The organism is Gemmatimonas sp. (assembly GCF_041689975.1).
Classification (GTDB): domain Bacteria; phylum Gemmatimonadota; class Gemmatimonadetes; order Gemmatimonadales; family Gemmatimonadaceae; genus Gemmatimonas.
This window is the reverse complement of record NZ_JBDNFF010000224.1, coordinates 1-19,449: the sequence shown is the minus strand read 5'-3', so window position 1 is coordinate 19,449 and position 19,449 is coordinate 1. Positions and strand designations below refer to the sequence as shown.

At 62.9% G+C, this 19,449-nt stretch carries 12 protein-coding genes; 7 read left to right on the top strand and 5 right to left on the bottom strand.

What is annotated here, in order from left to right; translation table 11 throughout:
- Positions 1–1,039: LptF/LptG family permease (locus ACESNG_RS14085; RefSeq protein WP_373065309.1), on the bottom strand; the 1,039-nt coding region annotated here is incomplete at its 3' end.
- Between the two features lie 172 nt (positions 1,040–1,211).
- On the opposite strand from ACESNG_RS14085, the gene sprA reads away from it, so the two are divergent.
- The 7 genes from sprA (at position 1,212) to ACESNG_RS14050 (ending at position 15,949) form a co-directional block, all read left to right on the top strand.
- Entirely contained in the window at positions 1,212–7,661 is a 6,450-nt protein-coding gene (gene sprA, locus ACESNG_RS14080; RefSeq protein ID WP_373069465.1) for a cell surface protein SprA, read from the top strand.
- 1,093 nt (positions 7,662–8,754) lie between these two features.
- Positions 8,755–9,321 carry a ComEA family DNA-binding protein gene (locus ACESNG_RS14075; RefSeq protein ID WP_373069463.1) on the top strand — a complete coding sequence of 189 codons (567 nt, stop codon included), beginning with the start codon at positions 8,755–8,757 and terminating at the stop codon, positions 9,319–9,321.
- A gap of 16 nt (positions 9,322–9,337) precedes the next feature.
- Positions 9,338–11,182, top strand: a complete 1,845-nt coding sequence (locus tag ACESNG_RS14070; RefSeq protein ID WP_373061076.1) for a GspE/PulE family protein — start codon at positions 9,338–9,340, stop codon at positions 11,180–11,182.
- Positions 11,183–11,271: 89 nt separating this feature from the next.
- Positions 11,272–12,435 carry a type IV pilus twitching motility protein PilT gene (locus ACESNG_RS14065; RefSeq protein ID WP_373061075.1) on the top strand — a complete coding sequence of 388 codons (1,164 nt, stop codon included), beginning with the start codon at positions 11,272–11,274 and terminating at the stop codon, positions 12,433–12,435.
- Between the two features lie 48 nt (positions 12,436–12,483).
- Complete coding sequence (locus tag ACESNG_RS14060) at positions 12,484–13,680, top strand: type II secretion system F family protein (RefSeq protein ID WP_373061074.1); 1,197 nt, start codon at positions 12,484–12,486, stop codon at positions 13,678–13,680.
- A gap of 470 nt (positions 13,681–14,150) precedes the next feature.
- Positions 14,151–15,326 (top strand): transposase, encoded by a 1,176-nt coding sequence (locus ACESNG_RS14055; RefSeq protein WP_373069461.1) that lies wholly within the window; start codon positions 14,151–14,153, stop codon positions 15,324–15,326.
- A 290-nt stretch (positions 15,327–15,616) separates the two neighbouring features.
- Entirely contained in the window at positions 15,617–15,949 is a 333-nt protein-coding gene (locus ACESNG_RS14050; RefSeq protein ID WP_373064365.1) for an antitoxin Xre-like helix-turn-helix domain-containing protein, read from the top strand.
- A gap of 129 nt (positions 15,950–16,078) precedes the next feature.
- Here the strand turns inward: ACESNG_RS14050 and ACESNG_RS14045 are convergent, their stop codons facing one another.
- The 4 genes from ACESNG_RS14045 to ACESNG_RS14030 form a co-directional block, all read right to left on the bottom strand.
- Positions 16,079–16,222: a hypothetical protein gene (locus ACESNG_RS14045; RefSeq protein ID WP_373064363.1), complete on the bottom strand. Its 144-nt coding sequence runs from the start codon at positions 16,220–16,222 to the stop codon at positions 16,079–16,081.
- Positions 16,223–16,347: 125 nt separating this feature from the next.
- Positions 16,348–17,817 (bottom strand): chemotaxis protein CheW, encoded by a 1,470-nt coding sequence (locus ACESNG_RS14040; protein WP_373064361.1) that lies wholly within the window; start codon positions 17,815–17,817, stop codon positions 16,348–16,350.
- A gap of 11 nt (positions 17,818–17,828) precedes the next feature.
- A complete protein-coding gene (locus ACESNG_RS14035; RefSeq protein ID WP_373069459.1) occupies positions 17,829–18,803 on the bottom strand; it encodes an HDOD domain-containing protein in 975 nt (324 codons plus the stop codon).
- Between the two features lie 68 nt (positions 18,804–18,871).
- Positions 18,872–19,327, bottom strand: a complete 456-nt coding sequence (locus ACESNG_RS14030) for a hypothetical protein (protein WP_373064357.1) — start codon at positions 19,325–19,327, stop codon at positions 18,872–18,874.
- Positions 19,328–19,449 lie beyond the last annotated feature (122 nt).

The following is a 19,449-nucleotide window of genomic DNA, read 5'->3' as shown; positions in this document are numbered from 1 at the left end:
CGACCGCTGGCACGACCGCTGGCACGACCGCTGGCACGACCGCTGGCACGACCGCTGGTTGCGCCTTGGCCTTCCTGGGGAGAAACAGCGATGGCAAGGTCACGCAGTAAAACTGGGCCAGTCCTTCACCGGGGGGCCGGTCGCGCGGCGCCCGCAGCGTTTTCGTGCCCGGGGCCACGAGTCGGCTGGCATCCATGATGTACTCCTGACGCACCCGTCGATATTCCATCGCGTCGGCGTTGTACCGCCGGTGCATCTCGCAGACGGTCATTTCGCGGTCGCCGCGGAAGTCGTCACGGCTGGTGCTTTCGAAGCCGCGGGTGATCCCGCGCACCTTCACGGTCTGGTCAATGAAGAAGCTGCGTTGCAAGCGCTTCGGATCACCACGGACAAATTCCTGCGAGTATCCATCGAACAGCTGCAGCAGCAGATCCTGCCCGTTCTGCGTCAACGAGAATACGCCGCTGTCGGCGTAGATCGTCTTGCGCTCCGGTCCCTTGGTGAGATCGTAGATCACGACGTCGTACATCTTGTTCGTATTCGCATCGCTGCGCGCGATCCGGATGAAAAACTGGTCCGTGATGGCATTCATCGCCTGGTCCCGCAAGGCGAGCGTCGGCTTGGTTTTCGCGATATCGTTCTGCAGGATGCGCAACTCGTGGTTGGCGCGCGGCAGGACCTGGTCGTTGAACGCCACCATCGCGATCGACAACAGGAAGGCGCAGGTCAGCACCGGCACCATCAGGGTGCGGACACGCACACCACTCGCCTTGAGGGCGGTGATCTCGTGTTCGGCGGCCATACGGCCGAAGGTGTACAAGGTCGCCACGAGTACGGCCATCGGCATCGTCATCGCGACGGTGAATGGCAGCGACAGGACGAAGAATTTGCCGATGGCCGACCAGGGGAGTCCCTTGCCGGCGAGGTTCGCGAGCTGGCGTGCGACGTACTGCAGCATGAGCAGTGACGTCAGCGCAGACAGCGCAAACACGAGAGGTCCGACGTGCTCGCGCACGACATAGCGGGTAACAAGCTTCACGACGTAAGTTCCTTGGTGACCACCCGCATTATCAAGGGCGCGTCGGCCTAGAGTCGACAATATGTGCTCGCAGTTTTCGACCGTACGGCGGCAGCATGGTTGGCCGCTGATACCCCACGACCGGAGTTCGGTGCGCAGGCTGCTCCAGACATGGGTGCTCGCGGCACTGCCGATGGCTACGCCCATGGCATTGCCGATCGCGTTGCTCCCGGCCGTTTCCCTGATCGCGGTGCCACTCGCGGCTCAGCAGATCGCTCCTCGGCCCGATCCGCTGCCCTCAGGGCCGCGTCTGGCCGTGGATACGCTGCGTCTCAGGGTCCCCCCCATCCTCGGCATATTCGGAGCCGCTACGGCGCTGCGGCCGGATCCGGCCCGCGTCGCTGACCGTGTCGTCGAGCTCGCCCGACGCCGCCACGACGAGAGGATCGCAGCCCGTTGGGCACAAACCGTGGTCCGCGGGCTCTCCACCCCGCTTCCGGCCGTCGCGGCCGCGCGGACCGACAGTGGCCCCACCCCGGGGGCCCTCGTGCCGCTCGCCCCGCAGCGCCGGGCCGGCGCCGACGCCGCCACCCAGCTCGCCACAGATCTGCTGGGCGACATCGGCGACCTCGGCATCGTCCTCAACTCGCGCCTCGAGTCGAAAGTGCAGCGCAGCCGCAACGAGCGATGCACCACGGCGCAGCTCACCATCATCGGCAACAACTGCTTCGGCATTTTTCAACCAGCCTTCGATTTTCAGTTCAACGTGCGCACCGGTGGCGTCGTCGCCGATCGCGTATTCGTGAACGTCGACTACGACTCGCAGCGTGAGTTCGACGCGTCGAACAACATCTCCGTGCGCTATCAGGGCAAGTCCGACGAGGCGCTGCAGACGCTCGAAGTCGGTAACGTCACCTTTCAGCCGCCGGCGTCGCGCTTCCTCACCTCCGGTATCCCGTCGGGCAACTACGGCATCCAGGCCACCGGACAGATCGGCCCCATGCGCTTCACCTCGATCGTGGCGCAGCAGAAGGGCAATGTGTCCAAGGACAACGTCTTCACCATCGGCGAGCGCTCGCAGCAACAGGTCGACCGCGTGATCGAGGACATCCAGGTCGAAACACGCCGCTTCTTCTTTACCGTCGATCCGCGCCAGCTGGGCGGATACCCCAACATCGATCTGCTGAATCGTCGACAGATGCAGCAGCTGGCCGCGTCGTTGCCGGACTCGGTGCGACCGGCGCGACTCTACGTGTATCGCCAGCTCATACGCGCCGCGAATCAGAATCCGCGTGGCCCGCAGTTCTCGGTACGCGGCGCCCGCAATCCGTCACGACAGATCTACGAAGTGCTGCGCGAGAACGTCGACTACTATGTCGATCCGTCGCAACTCTGGATCGCGTTGGTGCGTCCGCTCAACCCCAACGACGAGCGGCTCGCTGTCGCCTACGAAGTGAATGTGAACGGCACGCCGGGGCGGAACGTGAACACCGGCGGCACGCCGGACATCGAGTTCACCGCCGATCCGCAGGTCGCGAATCTGCTCTGGGAACCCGAACTGCAGCCCACGAATTCCGCCTACTTCCTACGCGAACTCAAGTCGGTGTATCGCCTCGGTGGCGAAGACCTGCAGCGCCAGACGATCAAACTCAAGCTCGTCACAGGTACGTCGGGCGATCAGGAAAAGCCCATCGATCCCTCGCGCGGGGAAACGTATCTGCAGCTGTTCGGACTCTCGCAGGCCACCAACTCGGCCGCGTTCGACGTCGAGAATCGCGTCTGGCCACGACCCAACGATCCGAACCAGCTGGCCTCGTTCGCCGGCGGTAGCGGACAGCAGAAGTTGATCCGCGACTACTTCGTGTTCTATCCGTCGCTGCAGCCGTTCGCCCGCGGTGGTCTCGCCCAGCCGCTCGCCAACCCGGCCAACGATACGCTGTACCGCTATCCCAACGAGTACCTGTACTCGGCGCAGCGACCGCAGGCGATCTACCGCATGATTGCCAGCTACTTCTCGGAAGGCGGCGGCAGTACGCAGTCTATCTCGCTGAACACGATTCAGGTGCGTCCCAACTCCGAGCGCGTGTCGCTCGATGGCCGAGTGCTGGTGAAGGACGCGGACTATCAGATCGACTACGATCTCGGCATGATCACGTTCAACCGCCCCGATACTTTGTTCGCCTCGCCGCGACAGGTGTCGGTGCGCTACGAAGAGAATCCGCTGTTCGCGGCGGCGCCGACCACCATCCTCGGCTTCGCGTCGCAGTTCCCGCTCGAAAATGGACAGCTCGCGTTCACCGCGATCTCGCAGAGCCAGCGTTCGGGCTTCAATCGTCCGCCACTTGGCTTCGAACCAGTGGGCTCGCTGGTGGCGGGAGTGACCGGCAACCTCGCGTGGGACGCGCCACTGCTTACGCGCGCACTAGGTAAGTTGCCTTTCAAGCAGAGCCGCACCCCATCACGCGTGAGTCTGCAAGGGGAGTTCGCGATGAGCAAACCGCAGCCGAACTCCGCGGGGCAGGCGTACATCGAATCGTTCGAAGGTGAGGGCGCCATACCCGGCATTTCGCTCTCCGAGGCATCGTGGTACTTCAGCTCGCGCCCGTCGCTGGGCAACACGTTGGCTGCACGCTTCGGCAGCAGCACGTTCTCCGTGAACCGCGCCGCCACGATGGCGTTTCAGAACAACGGGGTGGATGTCGCGGGCAACTTCATTCAATTCAATATCCAGCAGATCGACCCGTCGGTGCGCATCGTCGGCGCCGGCGTGCAGGGTGCCGAGCAGTTGCTGTGGATGACACTGTATCCGCTCAAGACCGGCGGTATTTTCGACTTCGAGCCGGGCACCGCCACGCGCCGTTTCGCCTGGACGATCGGCGACAATAGTCTGGTGGGCAACACACCGTCGGGGCGCCGCTGGCGCTCGCTCCGCACCGTGATCAACCCCAGCGGCGCCGATCTTTCCCGCACGGAGAACATCGAGTTCTTCGTGCTCGTGCAATCCGAGCAGTCGAAGGTGAAGCGTAATCCCACGCTGGTATTCGACTTCGGCGAGATCAGCGAGAATAGCGTCGCGTTCGCGCCGGAAACGCTGACCGTGAATGCGCCCGTGCGTGCGGGCCTTCCCGCCGACTCCGTGTATCGTGGCAAGCGACTCGTGGGCTTCGATCGTTTCGACTCCGAACGCGATCCTTTCTCGCGGGCGTTCAACGCGGCGGAGAACGATAAAGGCCTGCCGGGCGATGTGGCCGATACCCTCGTAGTAGTGAATCGCACCGGCCCGACGCAAGTGATCAGCACGCAGAACAAAGTCGCGATCTGCACACAGGCCGTGCAGATCGTGCAGGTGCTCGGCGACAGCCGCGCCAACTGCGGTGCCCGCAACAATCGCCTCGATGAAGAAGACATCGACCTCGATGGTCAGCTGAATATCCCCAACGCGGCGATCGATCAGGAGCAGTACAAGCGCTTCGTGGTCGATCTTGCCGACGAGCGGAACTGGACGCGGAAAGGCAGATGCTACCAACAGAGGGATTCCAGCGCTACGGGCGTGGTCAGCGATTCGCTGTGCTGGGTGCAGGTGCGCCTCAATTGGCGCGCGCCGGCCGAAGAGCAGAACTCGCCGAACGATCGGCGCGTACGTGCCTTACGGCTCACGATGGTGTCGAGCGCGGAATCCGCCGACGACGCATTCGTGCGGGTCGCGCTCACACGATTCAAGTTGGTTGGGGCGCCCTGGCTCAAGCGCAGTTTGGAACCGCTGTCGGGTATGGCCGGCGATTCCGCGGGCGTGGTGGGCGGCTATGTGATCGCCAGTGTCATCGGCACGCTCGACTCCACGTCGCTGGTGCCGTACACGCCGCCGCCCGGTGTAATCGAGGCACCGGAGAATCGCCAGACAGGCTACGAGAACAATCGGCTGCAGGTGAATGAGCGCGCCCTGCGACTGCAGGCAGGCATTCCAGGCCGACAGTTCCGCCCGTTCGATCGCGCCGAGGCATTCTTCCGCTTCCCCGAGGGCACGAAGACCTTCATGGGATACAAGACGCTGCGTTTGTGGATGCGAGGCCGAGGAAATGGCTGGGGCCAGAACGGCGAATTGAACGGGTACGTGAAGATCGGTCGCGACGAGAACAACTTCTACATGTATCGCACACCGGTGAACGCTGGTGCGGGGCTCAGTGCGTGGGAGCCCGAGGTGCGCGTTGATCTCCAGAAGTTCCAGATTCTCCGCGCGCAGCTCGAGAACAACTTCCTCAAGGGATCCGCCGACTCGGTGTCCTGCTCCGGTGCTGATCTCGAATTGATTCGTCGCTCGGGGCTGCCGCGAGGGGTGGCCGTGCGTCGCTATGCGGTCTGTCAGGATGGTTACATCGTGTACAGCGCCGATCCCACCGTGACACCGCCGAATCTGGCCGGTGTGCAGGAAATGGCGGTCGGACTCGTGCGCGTGGACAGCGTGCCGCGTGGCGGTACGGGCATCATGAGCAACGACACGCTCGAACTGTGGGTCAACGACATTCGCCTCACCGACGTTGTCGATGACATCGGATTTGCCGGCGAACTCGGACTCGCCGTGAACGCCGGAGATCTCGCGGATTTCCGCGTGAACCTGAGCCGTCGCGATCCGAATTTCCGCCAGCTCAACGAAACGCCATCGTTCCTGACTACCAGCGGCATGAGTGTGGGCACCACGCTGCATCTCGAGCGTATGCTGCCCTCACGGCTCGGCATCGTCATGCCATTCAGTGTGGACTATGTGGGATCCGGCGTGGATCAGCTGTTCATCAATCGCACCGACGTTCGAGCCAGTGGCATCGAAGGCCTGCGAAATCCCAGTGACCGCCGCGTCAACTATGCGCTCGCCTTGCGACGCGCGACGCCGTTGGATGGTGGGTGGTACGCACCGCTCGTGAATGGTCTCACGCTCAATGGCACGTGGTCGAATGCCGCTTCGCAAAGCGCGTTCCAGGAGGCCACCAACAGCGCCTACGTGTTTGGGGCGTCGCTCAATCTTTCCGATGACCGGCGCGAATCGAAGCTACCGCGTGTCGTCGACGCTCTCTTCACCATCTTGCCACGTGGTCTCCGCGAGAGTGACGCGATTCGTAATTTTCGCGGGCAGCGGTTCCGGTGGTCGCCCACCTCGTTCCGGTTGTCGAGCGCTCTGGCGCGCAACGCGAACTCGAGCACCTCGTTTACCAAGGCGGCCGAGTCGCCCACCGATACGGGCCAGGTCGCCAACGGACTCACGCACTTCTGGCAGAACAACGGCACGCTCGAGTTCCGGCCATCGGCTGGCCTCACGGCGTCGATGAACGCGCGTCAACTGCTCGATCTGCGCGACTATCGCACCACCTCGTTGCTGCCGGACAGCACCGATCGCGGACAAGCGGCCTCCGCCGAGCGCTTGCAGGTACTCGGGACAACGCTGGGGCTCGAGCGAGAGCGTTCGCTCACGTCGGCCTTCCTGTTCCAGCCCACGCTCGCCATCTGGGTGCGTCCGCGTCTCGACTTCAACTCCACGTTCAACCTGAACAAGGATCCGAACGCGCGAGCGCTGTTGCGCGAGCAGGATTCCACGGGCGCCTATCGGTTGCCGAAGCGCCTAGGCGCCGCACAAACGCTCAGTGCCGGCTCCACGTTCGACTTGGGTCGCCTGATTGTCTCGCGCACCCAGGACAAGACTTTCGCCAATCGACTGGGACGCATATTCGCCCCCATCGATGTGTCGTGGCAGCAGAGCCTCACGTCGAACTACGACAACACCGCCTTCATTCCCGGCTGGGGCTATCAACTGGGACTCGGCGGGATCCAGTCGTTTCGCGGACTGGACACCCGGTTGGCCACCACCGCTGGTCGCCTGCGTCGGGCGACGGCCACGGGCTCGTTGAATCTTCCCTTCTCGTTGACCGTGCAGTCGCGCCTCGAGAACGGCACGACGGAAACGTGGACGCGTCGCACGTTCGACGGCTTCCAGGCCGTGATCACCAGCACGCAGCTGGTGAAGCCCGACTACTCGGTGCGCTGGAGCTGGCGCCCGGTGCGTCTGCGGAAGGTGATCACGATGCTGAACGTGAACGGGCGCTATCTCGTGAGCGAACAGGAAACGATGATCCCCAACGAGACCGGCGGTCTGGCCGACCGCAGCCGGACCACGGCGCGCAGTCAGCCGCTCTCGGGCGCGATCACCTGGGCGTTTCTGGGTGGCCTCACCACTAATGCCTCGCTCGACCGCACACGGCGCGAAGACAGCCGTCCCGGTTCGCTCACCAACGGGGATACGAGGCGCATGGCGTTCGACGTGGCGCGGCGATTTAAGGTACCCAAGCGATTCACGACGCGGAACGCGACGGTGCGCACGTCGCTGTCGTATCAGAGCGAAGCATCACAGACGGTCGTCCAAGGCTCGTCGTCCACCAACGCGGTGGGTGAGGTGGTCACGATCGCTCCGTCAGTGCTCACGGATAACGGCCGCCGAGCGTTCAACTTTAACGCCGATACCGATCTGTCGGAGCTGCTCACGTTCAGTCTGACCGGCTCGCGGGTCGTAAATTTCGACCGCAACTTCAACCGGCAGACGTCGAATCTGATCTTCAGCGCCGTGCTGCAACTGCGCTTCTTCGCCGGTGATCTCAAGTAGCGCGAACGCGCTGCGACGATAGGGTGTGGATATCCAGTTGATCCACCGCCGTGCTCTTTTGTCCGCGGCAGAACAGCCATACCGCAGATCGACACCGCTCTTCGCCGATCAACCGCTGCCACCATCCTTTTGCTGTGTCATCAGTTCATCGATGGTCAGGTTGAACTGATCACGCAGAGCACGCAGAGGCGCAGAGGCTGCAGAGTCGGATTCTCTCTGCGCCTCCGCGCTCTCTGCGCCATCGCGTGATCGGTTCCAACGAGCTCGAGTATCCATGATGAAATGAGCATCGCTGCGCGCGCCAGCGTCGCCGCGCAACGGACTCTACGCGTGTCATCCGCGCGATCTGCGGTAAGTCAGTTCGTCGCGCCCGCCGCAAAACAGCCTTACCGCTGATTGACACCGCTCTTCGCCGATCAACAGCAACGACCATTATGGAATGGGTAGTGCTGCGCACGCACGTGTCGCCTTTCGATGCACTGTCCGTGAGTTGTTCGCTGACATCCTCATCAGACTGAAACGTGTCTAGCGGTACTTCCGCAAATCTTGGCCATAAACGGTTGCCTTTCCCCTTTGAAAATACCCCCTTCGGCGCCTACATGAAAACACCGTACCAATTGACCGATCCCTCTCTGCAGGCCGGTGCGCTCATGTCTGCGATTTTCACATTGATCACGCGGCGCGGACAAGTCGTGCGGGTGAGTCTTCAGAGCTCGTGTTCATCCCACCGCGCGACGATCGAGCGGGCGCCGTTGAACGGATCACACAGAGTCAAAGAGAAAAGGAGAACACAGAGGTCCATGTTCTCTTTTTCTCTTTGTCTCTTTTTCTCTGTGTGATCCGTTCAACCGTGCGGCCGAGGCAACCGGTCACCAACGGGCTGATGTCGCCACTTCTTCCATGTAGCATGTTCGCGAGGCGCAGGAGACAGGATTCTCCTTTGAAAACTCGTGACACTTGGCCGTCGCAGGACGCCAGATTTGCGAAAGTACCGCCTGGCACGTGCCGACACCGCACGGCCTTCGCGTCTGATAGATGATGCTGGCGTCGCGCGGGTTACCGCGGCGGCGCTCATTGTCACTATCATGGCTCCATGCCCACGCCCGCGGAACGACAGGCCCTTCTGTTCGTCGCTGCCATCGCCGTGATCGGCGGTGGCGCGCGCGTCGTGAGCACGGCGTCGCTGGCCCGCGATCTGGCCCGAGCAGAGCAGGGGCCGGCCCTGAACACGAACCTCGCCACTCGCGCCCTCGATGCCCAGATTGCGGCCGTCGACTCCGCCCGCCGCGCGAAGAGCACCGGGCGCGGCAAAACGTCAACGGCGAGTGCACCCCGCTCCGGCTCAAGCCGTCGCCGCGTGCGGTCGACACTCGATCGCGCCACGGTGCCGGATCCGGTTCCGCCGATCGACGTGAATCACGCGTCGGCCGCAGAACTGGAACGGCTCCCCCGAATCGGTCCTGCCCTCGCCGCGCGTATCGTCGCGTGGCGCGAGCAGCACGGTCCGTTCGAGTCGCTCGAAAGCCTCCGTCACGTTCGTGGCATCGGGCCGGCAACGGCACAGTTGCTGGCCCCGCTGGTGACGTTTTCCGGGAGGTACAGTCCATCCCGAAGTGAGGCCCTCGCCTCGCCACGCCCGCGCGCGTCATACGTGTCTTAGCCGAAAATTTGCATCCATGGCTGCTTCTGCCGCACCTTTCTCTGGTCGAGCCATCGAACGGCTCGGCGATCTCCTCGTCAAAGAGGGGCTTCTCAGTCACGAACAACTGACCAAGGCGTTGCAGGAGCAGTCTGCCACGCCGGGCCAGCGCATCGGGTTGACCGTCGTCAAGATGGGATTCGTGCCGGAAACGGAAGTCGTGCGCATGCTCGCGCGACAGTACCGTATGCCGGCCGTCGATTTGTCTCGCTTCGAGGTCGACACGCGGCTGCTGAAGCTCATCCCGGCTGAGCTGGCGTCGAAGCACACCGTACTGCCCCTCAAACGCGATGGACGACAGCTGACGGTGGCGATCGCCGATCCGACCGCGATGTCGGTGATCGACGATCTCAAGTTCATTACGCGCTACGACATCGTTCCCGTTTTGGCGGGTGAGTACTCGATGCGCGCAGCCATCGAGAAGCATTACGAAGCGAACGAAGTCCACATGCAGTCGGTACTGCAGGATATCGCGGCCGCTGAAGAAGATGATGTGGAAGTGCTCGAGGCGCAGGAAGATGCGCAAGACGCAAGTGTGCTCGCGGCGTTGGTCGATGAAGCGCCGGTGGTCAAGCTCATCAACGCCATCCTCGTCGATGCCGTGAACAAAGGCGCCTCGGACATTCACTTCGAATGCTTCGAGCATGAACTGCGTGTACGATATCGGATCGACGGCGCGCTGGCCGAAGTCATGAAGCCGCCCCTCAAGATGCGCGCGGCCCTGATTTCGCGTTTCAAGATCATGGCGTCACTGAACATCGCCGAACGCCGCGTGCCGCAGGATGGTCGCATCAAGCTGAAGGTCGGCAAGAAGGTCATCGACTTCCGCGTCAGCGTGCTTCCCACGCTGTTCGGGGAGAAAGTCGTGCTCCGAATTCTCGACAAGGGCAACCTTACCCTCGATCTCGAGAAGTTCGGTATCGAGCCGCGCGCCGAGCGCGAACTGATGGAAGCCATCTCGAATCCGTACGGCATGGTCCTCGTGACCGGCCCCACAGGCTCCGGCAAGACTACCACGCTGTATTCGGCGCTCTCGAAGATCAACAACGGCGACACGAACATCATGACCGCCGAAGATCCCGTCGAGTACAATCTCTTCGGCATCAATCAGGTGCAGGTCCGCACCGAAATCGGCATGACGTTCGCCGCCGCACTGAAGGCGTTCCTCCGTCAGGATCCCAATGTCATCATGGTCGGCGAAATCCGGGACCTGGAGACGGGCGGTATCGCCATCAAGGCCGCGCTCACCGGCCACATGGTCATGAGCACGCTGCACACCAATTCCGCGCCCGAGACAATTACCCGATTACTGGACATGGGTCTCGAGCCGTTCAACGTGGCGTCGGCGCTCAACTTGATCCTGGCTCAGCGACTCGTACGCAGGATCTGCAGTAGGTGCAAGAGGAAATACGAGCCGGATACCGCCGAACTGGCCGGTGCCAAGGTGAAGGCCACGACCAGCTTGCGCGAACTCAAGTTCACCGACGAAGCGCTCGATAACGCCAGGTCGCGGGCCACGCCGGAGGCCGTGCCGTTCCTCAAAAACCTGTCGCTCGATACCACTATCGGCGAGCTGCCCTTCTTCAAGGGGCATGGCTGCGATGCCTGCGGTGGCACCGGGCTCAAGGGTCGTCAGGGTCTCTACGAAGTGATGTTCCTGACCCAGACGCTCAAGAAGCTGGTCATGCAGAACGCGGACGTGCAGGTGCTGCGCAGCGCCGCGATCGATGAGGGCATGCTGTCGCTCCGCATGGACGGCTGGCTCAAGGTGCTCAAGGGGGTGACCACGCTCGATCAAGTCATTCGTGAAACAGCAAGCTGAGTTCGTGTGACGGTGGGGTTTCCTCTTCACCGGAACGCTCGTCCACATCCGGGACGCCGATCGGCGCCTCGCTCACGACTGCCCGCGCGATGACTGCTCCCGTTCAGACACCCGTATCCCTGCGCACGCTGCTCGATGAGATGATCGAGCGGGATGCCTCCGACTTGCACATTTCTGCCGGTGACCGGCCGAAACTGCGGGTCGATGGTGATATCGTGAATTCCGGTATCGAACACGTGCTCACGCCCCGGGACACGTTGCAGCTGGCGTATTCGGTGCTCACAGAGAACCAGAAGAAGCGATTTGAAATGGAGGACGAGCTCGACTTCTCGTTCGGCATCGCGAATCTCTCCCGGTTCCGCGGTAACGTGTTCAAGCAGCGCGGCTGCGTGAGCATGGTGATCCGTTGCATTCCATTCCACATCAAGACGTTCGACGATCTGAATCTGCCGCCCGTGATCGCCGGCTTTTCCGACCGTCCGCGTGGCCTCGTGCTGGTGACCGGCCCCACTGGCTCCGGTAAGAGCACCACGCTGGCCGCGATGATCGACAAGATCAACACCGAACGGCGCGGACACATCATCACCGTGGAAGATCCGATCGAATTCATCCATCGGCATCGCAACTGTATCATCAATCAGCGCGAGGTCGGCGCCGACACCAAGAGCTTCGCGTCGGCCCTCAAGTACGCTCTGCGTGAAGACCCCGACGTCATTCTCATCGGCGAAATGCGCGATCTGGAAACGATCCAGGCCGCGCTCACCATCGCCGAAACCGGGCACCTCGTGTTCGCCACGCTGCACACCAACAGCGCCGCCGAAGCGATCAACCGCATCATCGACGTGTTCCCGGCGCACCAGCAGAGCCAGGTACGCGCGCAGCTGGCGTTCACGCTCGAAGGCATCATCACGCAAGTCCTGCTGCCCAGGATCACCGGGCGCGGCCGCGCGATGGCCGCGGAAATTCTCGTGATGACGCCCGCCATGCGCGCACTGATTCGCGATGACAAGGTGCACCAGATCTACTCGCTGATGCAGGCGGGCAAGAAGTTCGGCATGCAGACGATGAACGACGCGCTGTACCAGCTGTACGTGTCCCGACAGGTGAGCGCCGACGAGTGCGTACGCGCGTCGGGCGACCCGAACGAGTTCCTGCGCATGATCGGCAAAGGACCGAACGACGACCATCTCTCGGCTTCGCCCGCCAGCCGCTCCGGCGATCGTGCCGTAGTCGGCGGCCTCGGACGACGGTAACTCCTGACGCTGTTGTAGTGGTTCTCCGCACTTTGACTACCTGACACCATGCCTACGTTCACCTACACTGCGCGCGGTACCAACGGCGAGCTCAAATCTGCCACGATCGACGCGCCCAGTCGCGACGACGCGGTTGCCCAGCTCCGCCGCCAACGCCTCACGATCATCAAGGTCGACGAATCGCGATCTACACCGAAGAAGACCGGTGGGTCGGTCGGCATGCGCGACATCGTGATCTTCACGCGACAGTTCTCCACGATGATCAATGCCGGCTTGCCGCTCGTGCAGGCGCTCGACATTCTGGCGCGTCAGAGCGAGAACAAGGCGCTGGCCGCCGTGGTGCGCGAGGTCGTGTTCGACGTGGAATCGGGTAACACGGTGGCCGACGCGATGCGCAAGCATCCCAAGGCCTTCAGCGACCTGTACACCAACATGGTCGCGGCCGGCGAAGCGGGTGGTATTCTCGATACCATCCTGAATCGCCTCGCGGTATTCATGGAGAAGAACGACGCCCTCGTTCGCAAGGTGAAGGGTGCCATGATCTACCCCGTGGTCATTCTCTGCGTGGCCGGCTTGTGTGTCATCATCCTGCTCTGGAAGGTCATCCCGGTATTCAGCAGCATGTTCGACAGCGTGGGCATGGAGCTGCCGCTTCCCACGAAAGTCGTGATCGCGCTGTCGCACTTCCTGACCAGCTATTGGTGGGGCATTCTCATCGGCGGTGCCGGATTCGCGTTCTTCTTAAAGCGCTTCTACGCCACCTCCGCTGGTCAGCTGGTGATCGACAAGGCGCTGCTCAAGGTGCCCGTCCTCGGTGACGTGCTCCGTAAGTCGGCCGTGTCGCGCTTCACCCGCACCCTCGGCACGCTGATCTCGTCGGGTGTCAGCATCCTCGATGGCCTCGAGATCACCGCCCGGACGTCGGGTAACCGCGTGGTGCAGGACGCGATCATGAACAGCCGTGCGAGTATCGCCGGTGGTGACACGATCGCGGGCCCGCTGCAAAAGAGCGAAGTGTTTCCGCCCATGGTGATCAGCATGATCGCCGTCGGTGAACAGACCGGTGGGCTGGACGAAATGCTCAGCAAGATCGCCGACTTTTACGATGACGAAGTCGACGCCGCCGTGAGCGCACTACTCTCGCTGCTCGAACCGATCATGATCGTGTTTCTCGGTGTCGTGGTAGGCGGCATGATCGTCGCGATGTACCTGCCGATCTTCGATATGGTGAACGCGGTGAAGTAAGGGGTTTGTGGCATGACGCTGTGGGGGCTCACGCCGACAGGCGGGCCTCCGCGCCACGCTCCGTGGCGGGTTTGGAGCAGGCCGAATGGCGAAACGCGGGGCGGGTCGAGAGACCGGCCCCGCGTTCCTCCTGTGCGAGCTCGGTACGACGGGCAGTTTCGAGGCTTCGGAACGGCCAATGTCAGCCCTCCCCTCCAGATTTATGATATGACTCAATCACCATTGTCCGGCGTCCTTGCCGCCCAGAGAGCGTGGGCCGAGCAACAGGGGTACGCCGTGGAAGATCCGGGCTGGGTCTGTCCTAGGTCTAGTTGAAATTCAGGTGGTGCCTCCATACTGCAGCGTTGATCCCGGCCAGGATTCGCGCTCCAAGACGGAGGGCACCACCCATGCGAAGCGTACGAAAAGCATCGACGACGCACCAGCCGTCCGCCGCCTCCCAGTTGCCGATCCCGCTGGATGACGGGACCGTGACCTTGGCGATGATCCAAGCGTTGATCCCGCTGGGACTGCGCGCGGTCGAGGAGGCCTTGCAACAGGAAGTCACGGCGTTCGCGGGGGCCCGGTACGCGCGGCAAGGTGGCACGCCGGGCGTCGTGCGCTGGGGCCAGCAGGCGGGCTCGATCTTTCTGACGGACCAGAAGCTGCCCATCATGGTGCCACGCGTGCGCGATCAGGTGGCGAGGAGCGAAGTGCCCCTCGCGACCTACGCGACCCTGCAGACGCCACGGGCGCTCGACACGGGCCTCTTTCGCCGGGTCCTCGGCGGCATCTTGTGCCGCGAGTACGAGGCGGCCGCCGAAGCGGTGCCGGAAGCATTCGGCTTGGCGAAGTCGAGCGTCTCGCGGCGCTTTGTCCGAGCGAGTGCGAGTGCGCGGGCGCTGCGGCAGCTGCATGAGCGGCGCCATGATGACGCGGAGTGGTTGGTGTTGTTGCTCGATGGCAAGACCTTCGCCTCGGACCAGATGGTGATCGCACTCGGCGTGACGACCGCCGGCGACAAGCGCATTCTGGGCATGGTGCAGACCGCGACCGAGAACAAGCGCGTCTGCGCGGCCTTCCTGCGCGAGCTCCAGGAGCGGGGTTTCCAGGCGACCGACGACTTGCTCGTCGTGCTGGACGGGGCGAAGGGACTCCGCGCTGCCGTGCGCGAGGCGTACGGGGACGTGCCCGTCCAACGCTGCCAGTGGCACAAGCGCGAAAACGTCGTGAGCTACCTGACCAAACCGCTGCAAGTCGTGTGGCGTCGAAACTTGCAAGCGGCGTATGCGCACACGAGCTACGCCGATGCGAAACGGGCGCTGCAGCGACTCGTGCGGGAGCTCACGACGATCAACGCATCCGCGGCGCGCAGTCTCGAAGAGGGCTTGGAGGAAACCCTGACGCTGCACCGTCTCGGCGTCGTCGCCGAACTGGGCACGAGTTTCAAGACGACGAATCTGATCGAGAGCGTCATGGCCCGCGTCGAAGCCAAGACACGACGCGTGGATCGATGGCGTACCAGCGATCAGAAGTGGCGATGGTGTGCGGCGGCCTCGATGCAGATCGAACAGCAGTTCCGCAAAGTGAAAGGGTGCAAGAAGCTGGGCTTGCTCCAACAGGCGCTGAAGCGGAAACTCCACCGCGTCTCATCCACTGCTGCGTAAGCGGCGATTACGAGGTGCTGCCTGAATTTCAACTACGCGCGGGACACACCCCCAACTCCGTGGTCAATCCGCGGTTCGGTGGTAGCGGGAGCGGCGGCAATCAGATGACCTTCTCGTTCTGATCGCAATTCGTTGATGCCGATTGTCATGGGTCGAGTGAAATTCCGCAGCCCTTTTGTGTGAGTCGGGTATCCACCAAAGTACTCGGCCTCGCGCTGGATCCGACAAGCATCCACTTGACACGTGTCCGATTTTCGCCGACGATTACCTAAAGTCGGACGGGAGTTGCGGTGCCACAGGCGTTAGCCACCGCTCACGACGCGGAAACGCGTGGACGGTTGGCAGGACCGGGAGTGAAAGCGTTTTTCCGGATTACGGAGCATTGGGGCGTGAATGACCAGCAGCGGCTCGCCCTGCTAGGGCAGTCGGTGGCGCGCTCCACGTTGAACGAGTGGAAGGAAAAGCCGCCGCGGACCCTGAGTGTGGATCAGATCGAGCGGCTCCGCTATCTCGTGGGAATCTACGAAGGATTGGAGCGCCTCTTTCGTCGCGGCCCCGACCTGTCGCGCCGCTGGCTCACCACTCCGCGACGCGATCACCCGTTTCACAACAAAACGCCGTGAGCCTACATCGTGGGCGGTGGACTGTTTGAGTTGGCCGCGTTGCGTCAGTACATCGGTCACGTGAACGGCGGACCGCCCAGCCGTGTGTCGTATACAGCACCAGCGCGTGAAGGCTGACGCGAGACTGTGTCACGCACCACCTACGTGCGTATCGTCTGCGCCGATGCCTGCCGCCGCTGCGATGAGGATTGCCGGATCCGCAGCTCGGCGCGCGCGGTCTGCCGGCACATAGCCCGTGGTCACGCCGTAGATGGTGGAGATCTGAACACCCATGTCGATCGTCGATGGCGTCGAATCGATACGGCGAGAAGCTGGGTCACGTGCTACAGCTGTCAATCAGTTCATGATTCCCGTTCCATGGCCATACACCGCGTCGATGACGTCCGGCCATGCGTCTATCAAGCCGCTTTCGGACGGCTGTTGGCGATAACCGTTTCGTGGCGAAGTAGGCGCTCGAAGTCGATGATGCCAATGACCTTCCGGTCTGCCTGCACGAACCCACGGAGCGGTGCATTCGTGAGGAGCTCCGGCATCGCCTTCAGACTGCCACGGCAAGTTCCTTCGACGCCCCGAACCCGAAGCGCCAGGGTTTCGCCCCCGTTGCTCTCGGACTGTACCAGTACGTAGGTCGCATTCTCCACCGGAATCGGGTTCTGGAACATTGCGTCACCAAGGTCGATCAAGCGCAGCGTGCCCCCGTGCTGGCGGTGAATCAGGCGCGTCCCCCGCACGGCGATGGCGGTGGCGTCACGCAGCTCGATGTGATCGACCAGACGTATCGGTATGCCGATCAAGGCATCATTCGGGTCGTTCCCGACGCGCAGCGTCATGTACTCCGTGAACGTCGTCACGTCACAGCCGAAGATCATCGAGCTGCCGGTACCCGGCGTTTGTTGTATCGCCATTTTCAGGTCGCGAATCGGCCACATCCGATGGTCGGGACGAAACTCCACCGTCCCGTCGGCGTCATCTGCCAATGAGAGTTCAATGCGCTCACCGCTGCGGCGGAGTGCTGCTCGTAGGGTCACGTACGCGGGCTGCCCGGCCGCGATGCGCGCTTCGGCGGACTGATACAGCGACGTGGTGGCCATCGCCTCCATCCACTGCCCGCCCGCTTTCAATAGCGCGTTCGCGACGCCGCTCGGGACCGACAGGTTGTAGTCCGGGCTCTCCTGAGAAAGAGTCACACGCACCGGCGCCTGACCCAACTGGCGGATCATCACGCCCTCCAAGGCATGTGAAAAATCCAGCACCGACACGCGCAGCGCCGCCCCGACTTTTTCAATCACCGCGCTGATCGCTTTGTTCAACTCATGGCGTATGGGCACCGAATCGGTATGTCGCGCGATCTGATCCTGCGCCACCATCAACGATTCCACCGCGTCGCGGCTACCCGCGCTCGCCGCAGCCATGAGTGCGAAGAGCCGATCGGTCCGTTCGATAGCGCCGCGTGCGGTTCCTGCAGGGTCCGCCGCGATCTTCTGCATGAGAAACGCCGACTCGGCGTCCATGTGCAATTCGACGGCATCGACAATGGAAGACAGCGCAGCACCGCGCGCCATCAGCAGAGGCTGCGCGGTCCCGAGTAACATGGTCTGATACTGCATCTGCATGTTGTAGCGCATCCACTCAAATCGCAGTTCGATCCAGATCCATGGCAGCATACTCTGCGCTTCGGTCACGTCATCTTCGAAGCACACGTCACGGAGCGACGCCGCAAGGCCGTGCAGACGGGTATCCATACTGGCGGTCAGATCGCGCGAGTCCGCTTCGCCGATGCCGTCGAGATGATGCACCATCTCCCGGATGCGCGTACGGATGTCGTCTCCGTCGAGGAGATCTATCAGGGCAATCAGCTTCTCGCTCATGTTCGTATTCCTCAGACCAGAGCCAATGACTGCTGCAGCGCTCCGCTCACCCGGGCCGGTGATCCCGTGAGGCGGCCCTGTGACCAGAGGACGTCGAGGTCCAAGGTCTGGCCGCGACGCGCGGCATGATCAGCCTGCTCTGCCACGAACATGACTTCGGCCAGCGAATCGCGCGTGCCGGACGCCTCGAGGCGATGATGGCCCGCGATCGCTGACGCCGCACGAGCGCCCATCTCCCATCGTTGGGCCGCGAGCGCCCCCAAGGGTTCGTGAAGCAGCTGGAGCAGTGCGTGCGCAAAGCCACTGTCCACTTCGATCTGACGGCGACGCGACGCGCGCAGCACCGAAATCCGATCGAAGATGATGAGCTTGCCGACGTCGTGCAGCATGGCGATCGAGAATGCCTCGTCGCCGTCGGCCGCGAACGCAGGAGCAATGACTCGTGCCAGTGGACCGGTACGAACCATGTGACTCCACACGCTGGCGGCCATCGCGTTGAACTCACCACCGGGGTGGCTCAACAGGCCATCCACGCAGCTGGCGAGGATCACGGCCCGCGCGCCGGATTGACCGATGCGGTCGATCGCCTGGTCGATGCCGATCACGGTACCCAGCCCGCTGGCAAACGCGGTGCTGTTCGCCGTGCGCAGCAGGCCTTGCACAAGCGCCGGGTCGGTCGACAGTCGAGCGGCGACCTCGGCGCGTGACAGCCGATCATCATTGCAGAGCGCCATCGCATCGCGAGCCGCGGCGGGCAGTTGGCGGATGACCACGTCGGGACCATCCTGCAGCAGCAGTAGGAGTGCAGCCGCGTCCGGTTGCCGGGCGGCAATCGGGTGCGACCGTTGCAACTCCATGGCGTCGCTCAGGCGCGCCTGCCAGATCTGCTGCAGTGACGGGCCATCCGGTACGGCACTCGCGGGCACATCGCGGCGCGTTGCCGACGCGACGTTGGCGTCGAGCGAAACAGCCCGCTTCGGTGTCACGGATGCGAGAGGCGCCTGTGGTGCAGACGCGCCGTGGCCGAAGAGACGGCGAAGCCATGTCCACATAATCAGGCGTCTCCGCCCGTGCGATCGCGCTCCACATCGGCGCGCATGACCTCGAGCAATTCGACCGCCGTATCGCTGAGCCGATCGCGGTGATCCTGAGACAGCAGTCCTTCGATGCGTCCCAGGATGTACGATGCCGCCGACGCACGGGCGAGGACGAGCGGCTCGCAGGTACCCTTCAGCATCGTGTCGTAATTGGCAACCAGATTGTGGCGTTGCCACTGAAATCGCATTTCCAGCCACAGTGCCGCCAGGCTACGGTACAGCTCCGCTTCGTCTTCCGGGTCCTTCATGGCCAAGGCGAGTTCCTGGATCTGTACGCAGAGCGCTGCGGACTCGGTAAGCACCGCTTCCCGCTGGATCGCCACCAAGGCGACTTCATCGGCGATGGACTCGCAGGCGATGTGCACGACGGACGAGTCGGCCACGAGGAGGAGTTGTGAAGCGAGTGATAGCATGGACGGGAAAGAGTAAGGGACGATCAACGAGGAACCAGCGCATGAGCTGTAGGTGGTGACACCTCCAGCCCATGCCACTTGGGCGATCAGGCAGCGCGAAGGCCGACGATTACCCAATTGGT

What these genes read in the sequence shown, in the direction of transcription:
- ACESNG_RS14065 (WP_373061075.1), top strand. Translation starts at nt 11,272, where the DNA reads ATGACTGCTCCCGTTCAGACACCCGTATCCCTGCGCACGCTGCTCGAT.
- ACESNG_RS14045 (WP_373064363.1), bottom strand. Translation starts at nt 16,222, where the DNA reads ATGGGTGTTCAGATCTCCACCATCTACGGCGTGACCACGGGCTATGTG.
- ACESNG_RS14070 (WP_373061076.1), top strand. Translation starts at nt 9,338, where the DNA reads ATGGCTGCTTCTGCCGCACCTTTCTCTGGTCGAGCCATCGAACGGCTC.
- ACESNG_RS14030 (WP_373064357.1), bottom strand. Translation starts at nt 19,327, where the DNA reads ATGCTATCACTCGCTTCACAACTCCTCCTCGTGGCCGACTCGTCCGTC.
- ACESNG_RS14040 (WP_373064361.1), bottom strand. Translation starts at nt 17,817, where the DNA reads ATGAGCGAGAAGCTGATTGCCCTGATAGATCTCCTCGACGGAGACGAC.
- ACESNG_RS14075 (WP_373069463.1), top strand. Translation starts at nt 8,755, where the DNA reads ATGCCCACGCCCGCGGAACGACAGGCCCTTCTGTTCGTCGCTGCCATC.
- ACESNG_RS14060 (WP_373061074.1), top strand. Translation starts at nt 12,484, where the DNA reads ATGCCTACGTTCACCTACACTGCGCGCGGTACCAACGGCGAGCTCAAA.
- sprA (WP_373069465.1), top strand. Translation starts at nt 1,212, where the DNA reads ATGGCTACGCCCATGGCATTGCCGATCGCGTTGCTCCCGGCCGTTTCC.